Annotated in this window: 14 protein-coding genes; 12 read left to right on the top strand and 2 right to left on the bottom strand. The window is 65.3% G+C overall.

All coding sequences use genetic code 11. The features are described from left to right. The first annotated feature begins 70 nt into the window (after window positions 1-70). Window positions 71-1,660 carry a glycoside hydrolase family 30 protein gene (locus tag HBF32_RS12885; RefSeq protein ID WP_166699999.1) on the top strand — a complete coding sequence of 530 codons (1,590 nt, stop codon included), beginning with the start codon at window positions 71-73 and terminating at the stop codon, window positions 1,658-1,660. 30 nt (window positions 1,661-1,690) lie between these two features. Here the strand turns inward: HBF32_RS12885 and HBF32_RS12880 are convergent, their stop codons facing one another. Beyond that, on the bottom strand, window positions 1,691-1,903 hold the full coding sequence (locus HBF32_RS12880; protein WP_166699998.1) for a DUF3820 family protein: 213 nt from the start codon (window positions 1,901-1,903) through the stop codon (window positions 1,691-1,693). A gap of 49 nt (window positions 1,904-1,952) precedes the next feature. Between HBF32_RS12880 and HBF32_RS12875 the strand changes: the two genes are divergently transcribed. Both HBF32_RS12875 and HBF32_RS12870 read left to right on the top strand, forming a co-directional pair. After that, window positions 1,953-3,068, top strand: coding sequence for an aromatic ring-hydroxylating oxygenase subunit alpha (locus tag HBF32_RS12875; RefSeq protein ID WP_193570367.1), 1,116 nt, complete (start codon window positions 1,953-1,955; stop codon window positions 3,066-3,068). Further along, on the top strand, window positions 3,065-4,342 hold the full coding sequence (locus HBF32_RS12870; RefSeq protein WP_166699997.1) for an amino acid permease: 1,278 nt from the start codon (window positions 3,065-3,067) through the stop codon (window positions 4,340-4,342). Before HBF32_RS12875 ends, HBF32_RS12870 begins: the two co-directional genes overlap by 4 nt. A 42-nt stretch (window positions 4,343-4,384) precedes the next feature. Here HBF32_RS12870 and HBF32_RS12865 read toward each other — a convergent pair whose 3' ends face one another. Then, window positions 4,385-5,449 (bottom strand): LacI family DNA-binding transcriptional regulator, encoded by a 1,065-nt coding sequence (locus HBF32_RS12865; protein WP_338039778.1) that lies wholly within the window; start codon window positions 5,447-5,449, stop codon window positions 4,385-4,387. A gap of 321 nt (window positions 5,450-5,770) precedes the next feature. Between HBF32_RS12865 and HBF32_RS12860 the strand changes: the two genes are divergently transcribed. The 9 genes from HBF32_RS12860 to HBF32_RS12820 are packed head-to-tail and all read left to right on the top strand — an operon-like array spanning window position 5,771 to window position 15,658. Next, complete coding sequence (locus tag HBF32_RS12860) at window positions 5,771-6,949, top strand: Gfo/Idh/MocA family protein (RefSeq protein ID WP_166699996.1); 1,179 nt, start codon at window positions 5,771-5,773, stop codon at window positions 6,947-6,949. Beyond that, a complete protein-coding gene (locus HBF32_RS12855; protein ID WP_166699995.1) occupies window positions 6,946-8,151 on the top strand; it encodes a nucleoside permease in 1,206 nt (401 codons plus the stop codon). The genes HBF32_RS12860 and HBF32_RS12855 overlap by 4 nt, the downstream gene beginning before the upstream one ends. A gap of 16 nt (window positions 8,152-8,167) precedes the next feature. After that, window positions 8,168-9,040: a sugar phosphate isomerase/epimerase family protein gene (locus tag HBF32_RS12850; protein WP_166699994.1), complete on the top strand. Its 873-nt coding sequence runs from the start codon at window positions 8,168-8,170 to the stop codon at window positions 9,038-9,040. Between the two features lie 9 nt (window positions 9,041-9,049). Next, on the top strand, window positions 9,050-10,741 hold the full coding sequence (locus HBF32_RS12845) for a GMC oxidoreductase (protein WP_166699993.1): 1,692 nt from the start codon (window positions 9,050-9,052) through the stop codon (window positions 10,739-10,741). Between the two features lie 10 nt (window positions 10,742-10,751). Next, entirely contained in the window at window positions 10,752-11,342 is a 591-nt protein-coding gene (locus tag HBF32_RS12840; RefSeq protein ID WP_166699992.1) for a gluconate 2-dehydrogenase subunit 3 family protein, read from the top strand. 1 nt (window position 11,343) lies between these two features. Further along, window positions 11,344-12,399, top strand: coding sequence for a sugar phosphate isomerase/epimerase family protein (locus HBF32_RS12835; protein WP_166699991.1), 1,056 nt, complete (start codon window positions 11,344-11,346; stop codon window positions 12,397-12,399). Continuing rightward, window positions 12,396-13,307: a hydroxypyruvate isomerase family protein gene (locus HBF32_RS12830; RefSeq protein ID WP_166699990.1), complete on the top strand. Its 912-nt coding sequence runs from the start codon at window positions 12,396-12,398 to the stop codon at window positions 13,305-13,307. Before HBF32_RS12835 ends, HBF32_RS12830 begins: the two co-directional genes overlap by 4 nt. Before the next feature lie 20 nt (window positions 13,308-13,327). Beyond that, window positions 13,328-14,101, top strand: coding sequence for a 3-keto-disaccharide hydrolase (locus HBF32_RS12825; RefSeq protein WP_166699989.1), 774 nt, complete (start codon window positions 13,328-13,330; stop codon window positions 14,099-14,101). Window positions 14,102-14,134: 33 nt separating this feature from the next. Continuing rightward, entirely contained in the window at window positions 14,135-15,658 is a 1,524-nt protein-coding gene (locus tag HBF32_RS12820; protein WP_166699988.1) for a Gfo/Idh/MocA family protein, read from the top strand. Window positions 15,659-15,701: the final 43 nt, after the last annotated feature.

Here is a 15,701-nt window from a genome sequence, read left to right as displayed (position 1 = left end):
CCTTGGATTCGCTATGCTTCGCCCGTGATCAAGGCGAACGCACATACGAGAAACCGGGCCGGCGCGCCCCATGGATGAGCGAGGATCCGAGTCCGGCCGGGTCCCCGCCTTCTTCATCGCCCTGCTTTCCCTGCTCACCCTCGCCGTTCTCTATGCCCCCCGTTACGAGCGGGCCAGGCTGGCCGCCGCGGTTGTTCCCCAAGCCACGCCCATCATGCCGGCCGCCGAGGTCTGGCTGAGCACCGCGGATCGGAAGCTGAAGCTGGCGCCGCAACCCGACGTCCCGATGACCCCCCGGGGCACGGCGCCCGCCGATATCACCATCGACATCGACGCCAGGTACCAGACCATCGCCGGCTTCGGGGCAGCGATGACGGACGCATCGGCCTGGCTCATCCGCAACCGGCTGACCGAAGCGCAGCGCCAGGCCCTGTTGCGCGAGCTCTACGGACCGCCGCCGAACCTCAACTTCAACATGATGCGCCTGACCATCGGTGCCTCCGATTTTTCGTTGAACCTCTACACGCTGGACGACATCCCTTTCGGCCAGGCCGACCCGCAGCTCAAGTACTTCAATGTTGCCTTCAACCTGCCGGACTTGATCCCGACGGTGCGCGACATCCTGGCGATCCATCCGGAGCTGCTCATCGTGGCGTCGCCGTGGAGCGCGCCGGCGTGGATGAAAGACAGCCAGAACCTCATCGGCGGCGAGCTTCTGGAAGAGCACGAGGGTGCATACGCCGACTACCTCATCAAGTATCTCGACACGTATCGCAGCCACGGGATCCCCATCTTCGCGCTGACCCTGCAGAACGAGCCGAACTATTCGCCGATCAGTTACCCCGGCATGCTGATGGGTGCCGAGACACGCGCCCGCATCATCTCGAAATACCTCGGTCCGAAACTGGCCCATCGCACCCCCAAGGTGAGCATCCTCGACTGGGACCACAACTGGAGCCATCCCGAACAGCCGCTGGCGGTGCTGGCGAATCCCGCGGCCGCACGTTACGTCGACGGCGTGGCCTGGCACTGCTACGAAGGCAGCCAGCACGCGCAGGGTCGCGTGCAGCGCGAGCACCCCGACAAGGACGCTTACATCACCGAGTGCTCCGGCGGCGACTGGTCGTTGAACATGAACGGCGAGCTGCTCTGGTTCGCGCGCAACCTGCTGGTGACCGGTACGCGACAGTGGGCGAGAGGCGTGATTTACTGGAATCTGGCGTTGGACGAGAACCACGGCCCGCATTTCGGTGGCTGCACGCTCTGCAACGGCGTCATCACGATCGACTCCGGCACAGGCGCCGTGACCCGCACGGACGAGTACTACGCGCTGGCCCACTTCAGCCGCTTCGTCCTTCCCGGCGCGGTGCGCGTGAGGTCCACCGACACCGACGCCGACAAGGGCATCGCCAATGTCGCGTTCCAGAATGCGACGGACGGATCGATCGTCCTCGTGATGGTGAACGTGAAGACGACGGCCCGCCGTGTGTCCGTCGTGCAGGGCGATGCCCGCGTCGAGTACACGATGCCGCCGGAAAGCGTGGCGACCCTCGTGTGGAATCCGGACCTGGCCGGCATGTGGATTCGCCGCGCCTACCGGTGGTGGAGCGGAAAACCGTTGCCCTGGCGGATCGGCGACCCGAAGACCCTGCCTCCCTGACCCTTGGGCCGGCCGGGGCCCGCTGCGCGCTTACCGCGGGCGCAACGGATCGAGCAGGCCCTTCAAGCCGTTGTGGTCCAGTTCCAGCGCCAATGCCAGCAAGGTGCCCAGGTTGCCCGGGGGAAAGCCCTTGCGGGCATACCAGGCGAGGTACGCCCCGGGAAGGTCGGCGATCAGGCGCCCCTTGTACTTCCCATAGGGCATCGCGATGGTCACGAGGCGTTGTAGATCTTCGGCTTTCATTCGTGGTTCCATGGCCGGCACAGTGAATCGTTGCATGGAAGGATCGGACATGAAACCGCTACTGCCGCTCATCGTCACGACCGAGTTGCTGTCTCCGGATGCCCTCGCCCCGCAGGAACTCGACCATGCGTTGACCTTGCCGGCCCGCTTCTATACCGACGCGCGTATGCCAGGGGTGGATGCCTCGGCCGTGTTCGCGCGCAGTTGGCAACTGGTATGCCATCTCTCGCAATTGGCGGGCGTGGGCGATCACGTGGTCACCGAGATTGCCGGACTGCCCTTGCTGGTCGTCCGCAGCGACGCCTCGTGCATCCGTGCGTTTCACAATGTGTGCAGGCATCGCGCCGGCCCGATCGCCAGCTGCGACGGACAGGGGGCGAAACACCTCCGCTGTCGCTACCACGGCTGGACTTATGGCCTCGACGGCGTGCTGCGCGGCGCGCCCGAGATGGCGCGCGCCCCCGACTTCCATCCCGCGGATATCCGTCTTCCCGAGGTTCGCGTGCACCTTTGGCAGGGGCTGGTCTTCGTCGCCCTGGGCGAGGCGCCGCCGTTCGACGACTTCGTCGCGGGTATCGATGCCCGTCTTGGAGAGCACCGGGCGTTGCGCGGCTATCGGTTCCACCATCGCGTGACCTACGACGTTGCCTGCAACTGGAAGGTCTACGTGGACAATTACCTGGAGGGCTACCACGTACCCCACATCCACCCGGGTCTCGACAGCCTCCTCGATTACCGCAGCTACGTCACCGAAACCGCCGAGTGGTATTCGTTCCAGTTCAGTCCGCTGGAAAGCGGCGACGATCTCTATGGGAGTGGCGAAGCGCTCTACTACTTCCTCTATCCGAACACGATGCTCAACATCCTTCCGGGCCGGCTGCAGACCAATCGCGTCTTGCCGTTGGGCGTCGACCGCTGCCGCGTGGTGTTCGACTTTTACTACACGCCGGACGACAGTCCCGAGGCATGGGCGCGTCGCGAACGGGACATTGCATTCAGCGACGAGGTGCAGGACGAGGACGTGACCATCTGCGAGGACGTGCAGCGAGGGCTCGCATCCGGCTCCTACGAGACCGGGCGCCTGAATCCGCTGCGCGAAAACGCCGTGCATCATTTCCACGAAATGCTGCGGCGAGCCTACCGCGACCACCTCGCGACCGCATGAGCGGCAGCCGGCGGCCGCTCGGGCAATGGATGCTGATCTCGCTGGTGATCGGCAACATCATCGGTTCGGGTGTGTTCGTCCTGCCGGCGGCGCTGGCGCCCTACGGTGCCGCGAGCCTGGTCGGCTGGGGTATCAGCCTGGGCGGCGCGTTGATGCTGGCCCTGGTGTATGCGCGGCTGGCCGAGTTGATTCCCGATCATGGCGGCGCATACGCCTACGCGCGAACCGCGTTCGGCGACCGTGTCGGATTCGTCGTGGCCTGGAGCTATTGGGTCTGCGTGTGGTCGGCGAATGCGGCCATCGCGGTGGCCTTCGCCGGCAGCCTGGGTTCGGTATGGCCGGCGGCGACGCTCACGCCGTTGCGCGGCGCCCTGTGCGCCCTGGGGGCCTTGTGGCTATGCACGGCCATCAATCTGGCCGGTGTGCGCGAGGCGGGCCGCACCGCGATCGTCCTGACAGTGCTCAAGCTGTTGCCGCTGGTCGTGTTCGGCCTGGTGGGACTGGGCTGGGTGCACCGGGAAGCCTTCGAGCCGTTCAACCCCAGCGGGTTGCCGCTGATGAGCGTGGCGTCCTCGGTCGCCGCGTTGACCTTGTGGGCGTTCCTCGGACTGGAGACGGCGACCGTTCCCACCGGGGTCGTGAAGAATCCGCAGCGCACGGTGCCCCGCGCCACCCTCGCCGGTGTGACGGTCGCCGGGCTTGCCACGATGCTGGCATGTACCGTGGTCATCGGCATGCTTCCCGCCGATGTGCTGCGCACGTCGCCAGCGCCGATGGTCGAAGCGGCCACGCGGGTATGGGGAGATGCGGCGGGCATCGCGATGGGCGTGGTCGCCACCGTCTCGTGTTTCGGTGCGCTCAACGGATGGGTGCTGTTGCAGGCGCAGACGACACTCGCAGCCGCGCAGGATGGCCTGTTCCCGGCCCTCTTCGCCCGCCTGGACAGGCGAGGAACCCCCTGGTTCGGCCTGCTTGTCAGCAGCATCCTCGCGAGTGTGTTGATCGGCTCCAACTACAGTCGCACCCTGGTCGCTCTTTTTACCTTCACCATCCTGCTGTCGACCGCCGCGACGCTGGTGCCTTATCTGGTGACGGTGCTCGCCTGGTGGCGGATCGACGCCACGGCCAGGAAGTGGCGCCGCTGGATCGCCGCCGGCGCGCTTGCCTTCAGCCTGTGGGCGCTGGTCGGCACGGGGGCCGAGACTCTGATGTGGGGCGCGGTATTGCTGCTTGCCGGGTTGCCGGTCTATCTGTGGCAGCGCCGTGCCGCATGAGGGGCGGCGAGCGCCACCGGGTCCGTCAATGCGCTCGTCGACCTATCGGGGGCCGGTGGATCCCCGCACGACCAGCTCGGCGGACAATACCCGCTTGCGCGGTGGCACCTCCGGGTCGTTGAGTATCTCGATCAGCATCGTCATGGCTTCGCGTCCCAGCGCGTTCTTCGGCTGGGAGACGGTGGTCAGCGGCGGCGAGGTGTAGCGGGAGAAGCGAATGTCGTCGAAACCGACGACGGAGACATCTTCCGGGATGCGCAGGCCGCGGGAAATCAGGGCGCGCATCGCGCCGATGGCCATTTCGTCGTTGGCGCAGAAAATCGCGCTGAAAGGCAGGCCCTGCGACAGGAACAGCTCGACGGCCCGCTCGCCGGCCTCGATGGAGAAATCGCCGACGGCGGTCAGGGCGGGGTTGGCGCGGATGTTCGCTCGCTCCAACGCGAGATGGTAACCCTGCTCGCGGTCGACGCAGATCGGGCTCGACGGGGGACCGGCGATGAAGGCGATGTCGCGGTGTCCCAGCGTGACGAGGTAAGCGACGGCCGAGGCCGCCGCCGCGACGTTGTCGACGTAGACGCTCGAGATGGCGCTGTCCTTGACGTATTCGCAGGCGTTGACGAGGGGCAGGCGGCCATCGATGGGAATCGCCGGCACGCGATGGAACATGGTGATGATGCCGTCGGCCTGCCGGGCAGCGACCATGTCGGCATAGGCCTGCTCGCGCACGAGGTTGCTCTGCGTTTCGCCCAGGAGCACCGAGTATCCGTTCTCGTAGGCGACCTGCTCGATGCCTCGGATCACTTCGGAGAAGAAGGGATTGGCGATGTCGGGAAGCAGGGCGACGATCAGCCGCGTCCGCGCCGTCCGCAGATTGCGCGCAAGCGCGTTGGGCGTATAGCCCAGCCGTTTGACGACCTCGTGGATGCGCTCGCGCGTCTTCTCGCTCACGATTTCCGGACGTTGCAGTGCGCGCGAAACGGTTGCCACTGAAACTTTCGCGATGGCGGCGATTTCCTTCACCGTGCGCACGCGGACGGGCTGCGCCGCAACATCGGCGCGCCCGCCGTTGCCGTTCTGACGCTTCCGCCTTGATCCTTCTGCGCTCACGCGTTTTCCGTTCCTTTGCCAGCCCGTGGCGTCCCGGCCGGCGACGCCTTGAATATGCTGCACTGCAATGTAATGGATTACATAAAACCGTTGCAGGCGTCTTCACCCATCTGATACATATCTTTGCATGTTCGGCGCGCTCTGCCAGTAGGGCGCCCGGGGGAAATGACGACACCGCGCAGTCGAAGAGCCTCGGTTCCTTCATGCCGCACGGATGTAATCGAATACATTTTCGGCGGCGCCGATGTGCCGTCGGGGGAAAAGCATGGCAAGCCAGTCGATATCGACAAGCGCCAGGACCGCCGGCCGATGAGGCTCGGCATGGGACTCGTGGGCCCCGGCTTCATCGCCGCGCATCATCTGGATGCCGTGCGCCGCCTGGGCGACGTCGACGTGGTCGGCATCGCGGGCTCCAGCCTCGAATCCGCGAAGAAGCGCGCGCGCGAATTGAACGGCGGCCGGGCCTACGCGGATTACCGCGAACTGCTGGCCGATCCCGCCGTGCACGTGGTGCACAACACCACGCCCAATCACCTGCACCGCGACATCTCGCTGGCGGCACTGCGCGCCGGCAAGCACGTGATCTCCGACAAGCCCCTCGCGGCCACGCTGCAGGAGGCGCGAGAGCTCCATGACGCCGCACGCGGCGCGAACCTCGCTCATGTGGTCACGTTCAACTATCGCGGATACCCGCTCGTGCAGCAGGCACGCGCGATGATCGCCAAGGGCAGGATCGGACGGAGCGTGTTCGTGCATGGTTGCTACCTGCAGGACTGGCTCACCGACGAGCGCGCATATACCTGGCGCCTCGATCCCAAGCTGGGCGGTGCCAGCTCCGCGCTGGGGGACATCGGTTCACACTGGTGCGACCTGGCCGAGCACGTGACCGGCGCGCGCATCGTCGCCGTGCTGGCCGACCTGCACACGGTGGTGCCCGTGCGCGAAGCCCCCGAGGCTTCGGCAAAGGCCTTCGCGGGCACGGCGAAGCGCCCCGGGAAGCGGCGCAAGATCACCAGCGAAGACCTCGCCAGCGTGCTGCTTCGCTTCGACAACGGCGCGCGCGGCTGCGTCACCGTCGGCCAGGTGCTCCCCGGCCACAAGAACGACCTCCGCCTGGAGGTCAACGGTCGCGAAGGGTCGTTGGGGTGGCGCCAGGAACAACCCAACGAACTCTGGATCGGCCACCACGCGAAGGCGAACACGGTGCTCACCCGAGATCCCTCGCTGCTGGATCCCTCCGTCCGGGCCTATGCGCGCCTGCCCGCGGGGCATCCCGAAGCCTGGGCGGACGCATTCCGCAACGTGATCTCCGATGCGTACGCGTGGATTCGCCGCGGCGCCAGGCCGAATGCGAAGCCCGTCGCGCTGCCCACCTTCGCCGACGGTTACCGCAATAGCCTCCTGGTGGACGCGATGCTCAGGAGCCATGCCGCCGGGGGCGTATGGCGGCCGGTCGAAGACCCCCTCGAAACCACACGTACAACGAGGAAGCGCGGATGAAGTGGCGTCTTAGAGTGATGATGTTGTTCGAGTTCGGCATCTGGGGCGCGTGGTACGTCACGGTCGGTACCTGGCTCGGCAAGACGCTGCATTTCACCGGCACGGAAATAGGCGCCGTCGCGGGTACCACCGCCGTCGGCGCGATCATCTCGCCGCTGTTCGTGGGACTGCTCGCCGATCGCCTCTTCGACACGCGCCGGGTACTCACCCTGCTGCACCTGCTTGGCGCCGTCCTGCTCGCGATCGCCGCGCAGCAGACCACGTTCGCGATGGTCTATGTGCCCCTGCTGGCCTATAGCCTCTGCTACATGCCGACCCTGGCCCTGACCGCCTCGCTCGCCATGCGGCACATCAAGGACCCGCAGGAAGAATTCGGCGCCATCCGCGTCTTCGGCAGCATCGGCTGGATCGTGGTGGGACTGGTCGTCGGCGCGTGGGGCGTGGAGGCCACGGCATCGCCCCTCCTCCTGGCGGCAGGCCTTTCGGTCGTGCTGGCCGGTTACTGCTTTACCCTGCCGCCGACGCCGCCGCTGGCGCGGCATGCTCGCTTCGAGCTGCGCCACGCGCTGCCGCTCGAATCGCTGCATCTGCTCCGCGATCGCTCGATGGCGGTGTTCGCCCTCGCATCGTTCCTGATCTGCATTCCGCTGCAGTTCTACTACGCCTTCACCAACCTCTTCCTCAACGAGGCCGGCGTGGTCAACGCGGCCGGCAAGATGACCGGCGGACAGATGTCGGAGCTGTTCTTCATGCTCCTCATTCCCTGGTTCTTCCGCCGCCTGGGTGTGAAGTGGATGCTCGCCGTCGGCATGCTCGCGTGGGTGGTGCGTTACGGCCTGTTCGCCTTCGGGGGTACCGGGGAGCTGATGTGGATGCTTTGGCTCGGCATCGTCCTGCATGGCGTCTGCTTCGACTTCTTCTTCGTCGTGGGCCAGATCTACATCGACCGGGAAGCCCCACCCGCGCTGCGCGCGGCAACCCAGGGGCTCATCACCTTCCTGACCTATGGTCTCGGCATGTTCGTCGGTTCATGGTTGTCCGGCGCGGTGGTCGAAACGTATACGCGCGGCGACGCGACGCATGACTGGCATGCCATCTGGATCATTGCCGGCACGTTCGCCGCCTTCGTCTTCGCCCTTTTCGTCTTGCTCTTCAAGGAGCGCAAGGCCACCGCTACCGCCGCCGTGGCCGGCGCCCAGTGATTCCGGAGAACCGCACATGATGAGTCGAAGGCAGTTCCTCGCGCGTTCCGCGCTGTGTGGCACGGTGCTGGGGCTCGGCCTCGGCGCACCGGGCAAGCTCCTCGCCGCCGCGTCGAAAGGGAAGGGGATGGGCATCCAGCTCTATATGGTGCTCGATGCGTACCAGAACGACCCCGTCGGCACGCTCAAGACCCTGAAATCGATCGGCTACACGGAGATCGAGGCCATCGTCACCAGCACGGCCGAGACCCTGCGCGACCAGCTGAAGCAGGCCGGCCTGGGTTGCCCCAGCATGCATTTCGACAGTCTCGGTTTCGAACCCGGCATCAAGGCCGCGCACACGCTCGGCGCCCGTTACATCGTCAGCAGCATGCTTCCCTCGATCATGCAGAAGGAGAAGGGTGGCGGCGATCCGACCTATACGCTCGACGACGCGAAGCGCACGGCCGAATACGCCAACCGGCTCGGCGAGAAAGCCCGGGCGGCGGGCCTGCGATACGCGTATCACAACCACCATGCCGAATTCGGCGACGTAGGCGGCGGCAAGGTGTTCTACGACGTGCTGCTCGCGGAAACCGACCCCAAGCTCGTGCAGTTCGAACTGGATTGTGGCTGGGTCCACGCTGGCGGAAAGGACCCCACCGACTATTTCAAGGCCAACCCGGGGCGTATCCCGCTGATGCACGCGAAGGATTTCCTGCCCGGTAACGCCAAGGATTATCCGGGCGCCGAACTCGGTCGCGGCACGCTCGACTACAAGCCCATCATGGCCGCCGCGGACAGCTCCGGACTGAAGCACTGCTTCGTCGAACAGGAAGGCCCTTTTGCCCGCATGAGCTCGCTCGAGGCCGCTCGCGTCGATTTTGACTACCTGCGCCCGCTGCGCTGAGGAACCTGCATGGAAAAGAACACATTCGACGCCATCGTCGTCGGTACCGGCGTCAGCGGCGGCTGGGCCGCCAAGGAACTGACCGAGAAGGGCCTGAAGACCCTCGTGCTCGACCGCGGTCCCATGGTCAAGCACGGCGATTACCCCACGGCGATGAAAGCACCATGGGAGTTGCCCTACGGCGACGAGCCGACCCAGGCGGACATTGCCCGGTGGCCCAAGCACACGCGCCCGTCGTTCTACGGCATCACCCAGTCGACCAAGCACTGGTTCGCCGACGACATCGACAATCCCTACGAGGAAACCAAGCCCTTCGACTGGTTCCGTGGCTACCACGTGGGCGGACGCTCGTTGATGTGGGGCAGGCAGAGCTATCGCTTCAGCCAGATGGACTTCGAGGCGAACGGCAAGGAAGGCGTGGGCGTGGACTGGCCGATCCGCTACGAGGACCTCGCTCCCTGGTACGACTATGTCGAGCATTTCATCGGTGTCAGCGGCAACACCGACCATCTCGCGCAGCTGCCGGACGGCGACTTCCTGCCGCCCATGGAACTCAACTGCGTGGAGAAGGATTTCCAGGGCAAGCTCGACGGCAAGTTCAACCGCAAGCTCATCATCGGCCGCACCGCCAATCTCTCGGCGCCGCTGAAGCACGACCAGAGTCCGCAACGCGCGACGTGCCAGTATCGCAACCTTTGCATGCGCGGATGCCCTTACGGCGGTTACTTCAGCAGCAACTCGTCCACCCTTCCTTCCGCCGAGCGGACGGGCAACATGACGATGGTGACGAATGCCATCGTCTACGAGCTGATGTACGACAACGACAAGGGCAAGGCCACCGGCGTGCGCGTGCTGGATGCGGAAACCGGTCAGCAGACCGAATACTTCGCCCGCGTGATCTTCATGTGCGCATCGACGTTCGGCACCGCGCACATCCTGATGAACTCGACATCGAGCCGGTTCCCCAACGGTTTCGGCAACGACAGCGGCGAACTCGGTCACAACATCATGGATCACCTGTTCGGCTCGGGCGCACGCGCCATGGTCGATGGCCATGAGGACCGCTACTACTCGGGCCGCCGCCCCAACGGGTTTTACATTCCCCGTTATCGCAACGTCGGCACCGACAAGCAGAAGTACCTGCGAGGTTTCGGCTTCCAGGGCGGGGCGGGACGCCAGGACTGGACGCGCCTCGTCGACGAGCAGGCGTTGGGCGAAGAGCTCAAGCGTGCCGCGCAGGCTCCCGGCCCCTGGTATATCTCGATGATGGGCTTCGGCGAAATGCTGCCCTCGCACAAGAATTTCGTGACGCTCGACCGGCAGCGCAAGGACAAGTACGGCCTGCCCATCCTCAATTTTGATGCCGCGCACCAGGAAAACGAAATCATGATCGGCAAGGCGATCATCGACGACGCGATGGAGATGCTGGCCGCGGCGGGCTATCGCGACGTGGGTTCGTTCAAGATCAAAGCCAATGTCGGCGCAGGCATCCACGAAATGGGTACGGCGCGCATGGGCCGCGATCCGAAGACCTCGGTGCTCAACGGCTGGAACCAGATGCACGCGTGCAAGAACGTCTTCGTGACCGACGGCTCGGCCATGGCGTCGTCCGCTTGCCAGAACCCGTCCTTGACTTACATGGCGTTGACCGCACGCGCGGCCAACCACGCCGTGGAAGAACTCAAGCGCGGCAACATCTGAGGACACCACCATGAATCGTCGCGAATGGTTGAAAAGCATGTCCGCGCTGGCCGTCGGCGCCATCGCGGGCCCGTCGCTGCTGGCGGTGTTCGATGCGCATGCCGCATCGCTGAAGCCGGAGACAAAACCCCAGTTCTTCACGCCGGCCCAGTACAGCCTGGTCGGTGCCGTGTCTGACATCGTGATTCCGCGAACCGATACGCCGGGAGCGGTCGATGCGGGCGTGCCGTTGTTCGTCGACCAGATGTTCAAGGCCGTCTACACGAAGGCCGACCAGAAGCGTTACCTGGCTGCGATGGCGGCCTTCGACAAGGCGGGCGGCAAGCCCTTCCTGCAGCTCGACGAGGCCGAGCGCAAGGCGCTGGTGACCCGGCTTCATGCCGAAGCGCTCGCCGCGCCACGGGGCGGCCAGCTGACGCCGGCGGCCGACTTCGTGCTCATGAGCAAGAAGCTCGCGATGCTGGGCTTCTTCCTGTCCGAGCCGGGTTGCACCCAGGTGCTCCAGTACGACCCCGTTCCCGGCGCCTGGAAGGCCGACATCCCGCTGGCCGACGCGGGCAACGGCAGGGCGTGGGCCGTCGAGACCGAGCTGAAGATCTGACATGAAGACACTCAAGGGCCCAGGCATCTTCCTCGCCCAGTACGCATCGGACGAGGCGCCGTTCAACACGCTTCCCGATATTGCCCGTTGGGCGTCGTCGCTCGGCTTCGTCGGCGTGCAGATTCCATCCAACGATCGTCGCCTGTTCGATCTCGAACAGGCCGCGGCCAGCAAGACGTACTGCGACGACATGGCGGGCATGCTCGCCGGGCACGGCCTGGCCGTGACCGAGCTGTCCACGCACCTGCAAGGGCAACTGGTGGCGTCGCATCCCGCGTACGACCGCCTGTTCGACGGCTTCGCTCCCCCCGCGCTGCGTGGCCATACGCAACAGCGCCAGGCCTGGGCGGTGGACCAGCTCAAACTCGCAGCCAAGGCAAGCAGGAACCTCGGCCTGACGGCCCACGCCACCTTTTCCGGTGCGCTGGCCTGGCACCTGTTCTATCCATGGCCGCAACGGCCGGCGGGGCTCGTCGACGAAGCCTTCGCGGAACTCGGGAGGCGCTGGAAGCCGATTCTCGACGCCTTCGACGAAGCAGGTGTCGATGTCTGCTATGAACTTCATCCCAGCGAGGACCTGCACGACGGCGTCACCTTCGAGCGATTCCTCGACGCGGTCGACCACCATCCGCGCGCGAACATCCTGTTCGATCCGAGCCACATGGTCCTGCAGCAGATGGACTACCTTCAGTTCATCGACAATTACCACGAGCGCATCCGCGCCTTCCACGTGAAGGACGCCGAGTTCCGGCCCAACGGGCGCTCGGGCGTCTATGGCGGCTACCAGGACTGGATCGACCGCCCCGGACGGTTCCGTTCGCTTGGGGACGGACAGATCGATTTCCGCGCGATCTTCAGCAAGCTCGCGCAATACGACTATCCAGGCTGGGCGGTGCTCGAATGGGAGTGCTGCATCAAGGATGCGCAGCAGGGCGCGAAGGAAGGTGCGCCGTTCATCCGCGACCGCATCATCCAGGTCACCGATCACGCTTTCGACGATTTCGTGTCGACAGGCAGCGACCGCACGTTCAACCGCCAGATCCTGGGACTCGAATGAACACGCCCGACGACACGACCGACATCGGCCGCCGCGCCGCACTGGGACGCCTCGCCACGGCCGCGGCGATCGCGGGAGCCGCGCCCCTGCTCGCTTCCGCCGGAGCCGTCACCGGAAAAGCCGTCCCTCCCGCGGTTCCCGGCGGGCGGATCCGGCAGTCGCTCAGCCGCTGGACATCCAAGGCGCCTCTCCCCGAACTGTGCAAGCGCCTGAAGGCCATCGGTTTCGCGGGCGTCGACCTGCTCTACGCGGACGAATGGTCGGTGGCGACCGACCACGGCATGGCGGTGTCGATGGGCTATCCCGCAAAGCGGGACAACTTCATCGAAATGGGTTTCAACGATCCGGCGAACCACGCCGCGCTGATCAAGGAAATCGAGACCACGATCCCACGCGCGAAGCGCGCTGGCGTGACCAACGTGATCACCATGTTCGGCAACCGCAAGGCGGGCATCGACGATCGGCGGGCCATCGACAACTGCATCGCCGGCCTTTCGAAGATCGCACCGTATGCGGAAGAGAACGGCATCACGCTCTGCATCGAGCTGCTGAACAGCAAGGTGGACCACCACGGATACCAGGGAGACAGCACCGCGTTCGGCGTAGCGGTGACGAAAGGCATCGGTTCGCCCAACGTCAAACTGCTCTACGACATCTACCACATGCAGATCATGGAAGGCGACGTGATCCGCACCATCCGCGACAACATCCAGTGGATCGGTCACTTCCATACGGGCGGCGTGCCCGGTCGCCACGAGATCGACGGCACGCAGGAACTGAACTACCGCGCCATCGCCACGGCCATCGCGGACCTCAAATACCAGGGCTTCATCGCGCATGAATTCATGCCGGCAGGCCCGGACCCCTTCGACTCGTTCGCCGAGGCGTTCAGAACGTGCGCGGTCTGACGTCTTCCCAAGGAGTGCCCATGAAACGCAGCACATCGACTGTCCTCGCCTTCGTCACGTTCACGGTTATCGGCTCGTGCGCTTCGGCGCAGGACGACCCGAAGGCCACGGAGCAGTGGGAACCGGTGCCCCGGGTGGTGACGCCGGGGGCGAAGGACCATGCGCCGCCGTCGGACGCGGTCGTGCTCTTCGACGGTCGCGACCTCGCCGGGTGGGAAGCATCGAAGGATCATTCTCCCGCGCGCTGGAAGGTGCACGATGGCGTGGTCACCGTCGACAAGACCAGCGGCAACATCCAGACCCGGCGGCGTTTCCGCGACTACCAGCTGCACCTGGAGTGGCAGATACCGAAGGACATCACCGGCGAAGGGCAGGGGCGCGGTAACAGCGGCCTTTTCCTGGCCTCCACCGGGCCCGGCGACGAGGGCTACGAAATCCAGATCATGGATTCGTTCGAGAACAAGACCTACGTCAACGGGCAGGCCGCGAGCATCTACAAGCAGGCGGCTCCGCTGGTCAACGCGGCGCGCCGGCCCGGCGAATGGCAGACCTATGACGTCGTCTGGACGGCACCGGTCTTCGCCGCCGACGGCTCGGTGAAATCGCCGGCCTACGTCACGCTGTTCCACAACGGCGTGCTTGTGCAGAACCATACCGAACTTGCCGGCGAGACCTTCTATATCGGCAAGCCCAAGTACAAGGCCTACGCCGACGCGCCGATCAAGCTACAGGCGCACGGCGACCACTCCCAGCCCATCAGCTTCCGGAATATCTGGGTGAGGCCGCTGGACTGAACCTTCCGCATCCAGACGGAGATTGCAGCGCCCATGTCGAACGAAACGAAGTTCACACGCCGGGAGTTCCTGGCAGGCACAGCCACGGCCCTCGCCGCGACGGGATTGATGATCGTGCCCCGCCATGTCCTCGGCGGCCCCGGCCATACGCCACCCAGCGATCGACTGAACATCGCCGGCATCGGGGTCGGCGGCATGGGCATGCACAACATGCGCGCCCTGGCCGGCGAGAACATCGTCGCCATGTGCGATGTGGATTGGGGTTATGTGGACAAGTCCTTCCGCAAATCGGTCGAAGGACTGGGGAAGGCGCAGGAAAGGCTCGATCAGGCAAAGACCGCCGCGAAGCGCCAGGAGCTGCAGGACGAGATCGCGCAGACGAGGGCGCTTTCTCGTAAGTACGACTCGATCAAGCGCTATACCGACTTCCGCCGGATGCTCGAGCAGCAAAAGGACATCGATGCGGTGGTCATAGCGACGCCCGACCACCTGCATGCGACGATCGCCAGCGCGGCGATGGGCATGGGCAAGCACGTCTATGTGCAGAAGCCGCTGACCTGGTCGATCCACGAAGCCCGCGAGCTGTCCCGGAAAGCCAGGGAGAACCCCAGGATCGTCACCCAGATGGGCAACCAGGGGCATTCGACCGACGACGCCCGGCTGATCAACGAGTACATCGCGGCCGACGCGATCGGCACGGTGAGCGAGGTGCATGTCTGGACGAACCGTCCACTCGTCTACTGGCCGCAGGGCATTTCACGCCCGCGACCCGTGCCGAAGCCGGACGACGCGAGCTGGGACATGGATGCGGTGATGGCCCGGCTCGCCAACGCCATGGCCGGAAACTATCCGAAGCCGGCGGGTCTGGAATGGGACCTCTTCCTAGGCCCCGGCCCGGTTGTCGAGTATCACCCGCTCTATCACCCGTTCAATTGGCGCGGCTGGGTGGACTGGGGCGTGGGCGCCATTGGCGACATGGGCGCGCACCTCATCGATTCGCCGTTCTGGTCGCTGGACCTGGGTTTCCCGACGTCGGTGGAAACGGTCTCGACGCCGTTCAACCACGAGTCGTACCCCATGGCGACGATGACGTACTACGACTTCCCGGCGCGCGGCGGCAGGCCACCGGTGAAGCTCACCTGGTACGACGGCGCGCTGGTGCCGCCTGGTCTGCAAGAGCTTGGTGCCGGGCAATTGAGCAAGGACGGCGGCGTGCTCTACATCGGCGACAAGGGCAAGCTGATCCACGAAACCTACGGCGCCAACCCGCGCCTGCTGCCGCAGTCGTTGCACGATTCGGTGGGCACGCCTCCGCAGAAGTATGCACGCATCAAGACTAGTCACGAGATGAACTGGGTGGATGCGTGCAAGGGGAAAGGGAAGGCGTCGTCGCCCTTCGAATACGCCGCGCAGCTGACCGAGGTCATGCTGCTTGGCGTCGTATCGCTTCGCGCGGGCGGCAGGATCGAGTATGACGCGACGAACATGCGTGTCACGAATCTGCCGGGGGCCAATCAGTTCCTGCGTCGCGAGTTCCGCGAGGGTTGGTCGCTCTAGCTCCCGAGGCCATGCGCGGTCGTAGCCATCGGCGGCCGCGCCG

This window comes from Luteibacter yeojuensis, assembly GCF_011742875.1.
Taxonomy (GTDB): Bacteria; Pseudomonadota; Gammaproteobacteria; order Xanthomonadales; family Rhodanobacteraceae; genus Luteibacter; species Luteibacter yeojuensis.
The sequence above is the reverse complement of the archived record's forward strand: the minus strand, read 5'-3'. Positions and strand labels throughout refer to the sequence as shown.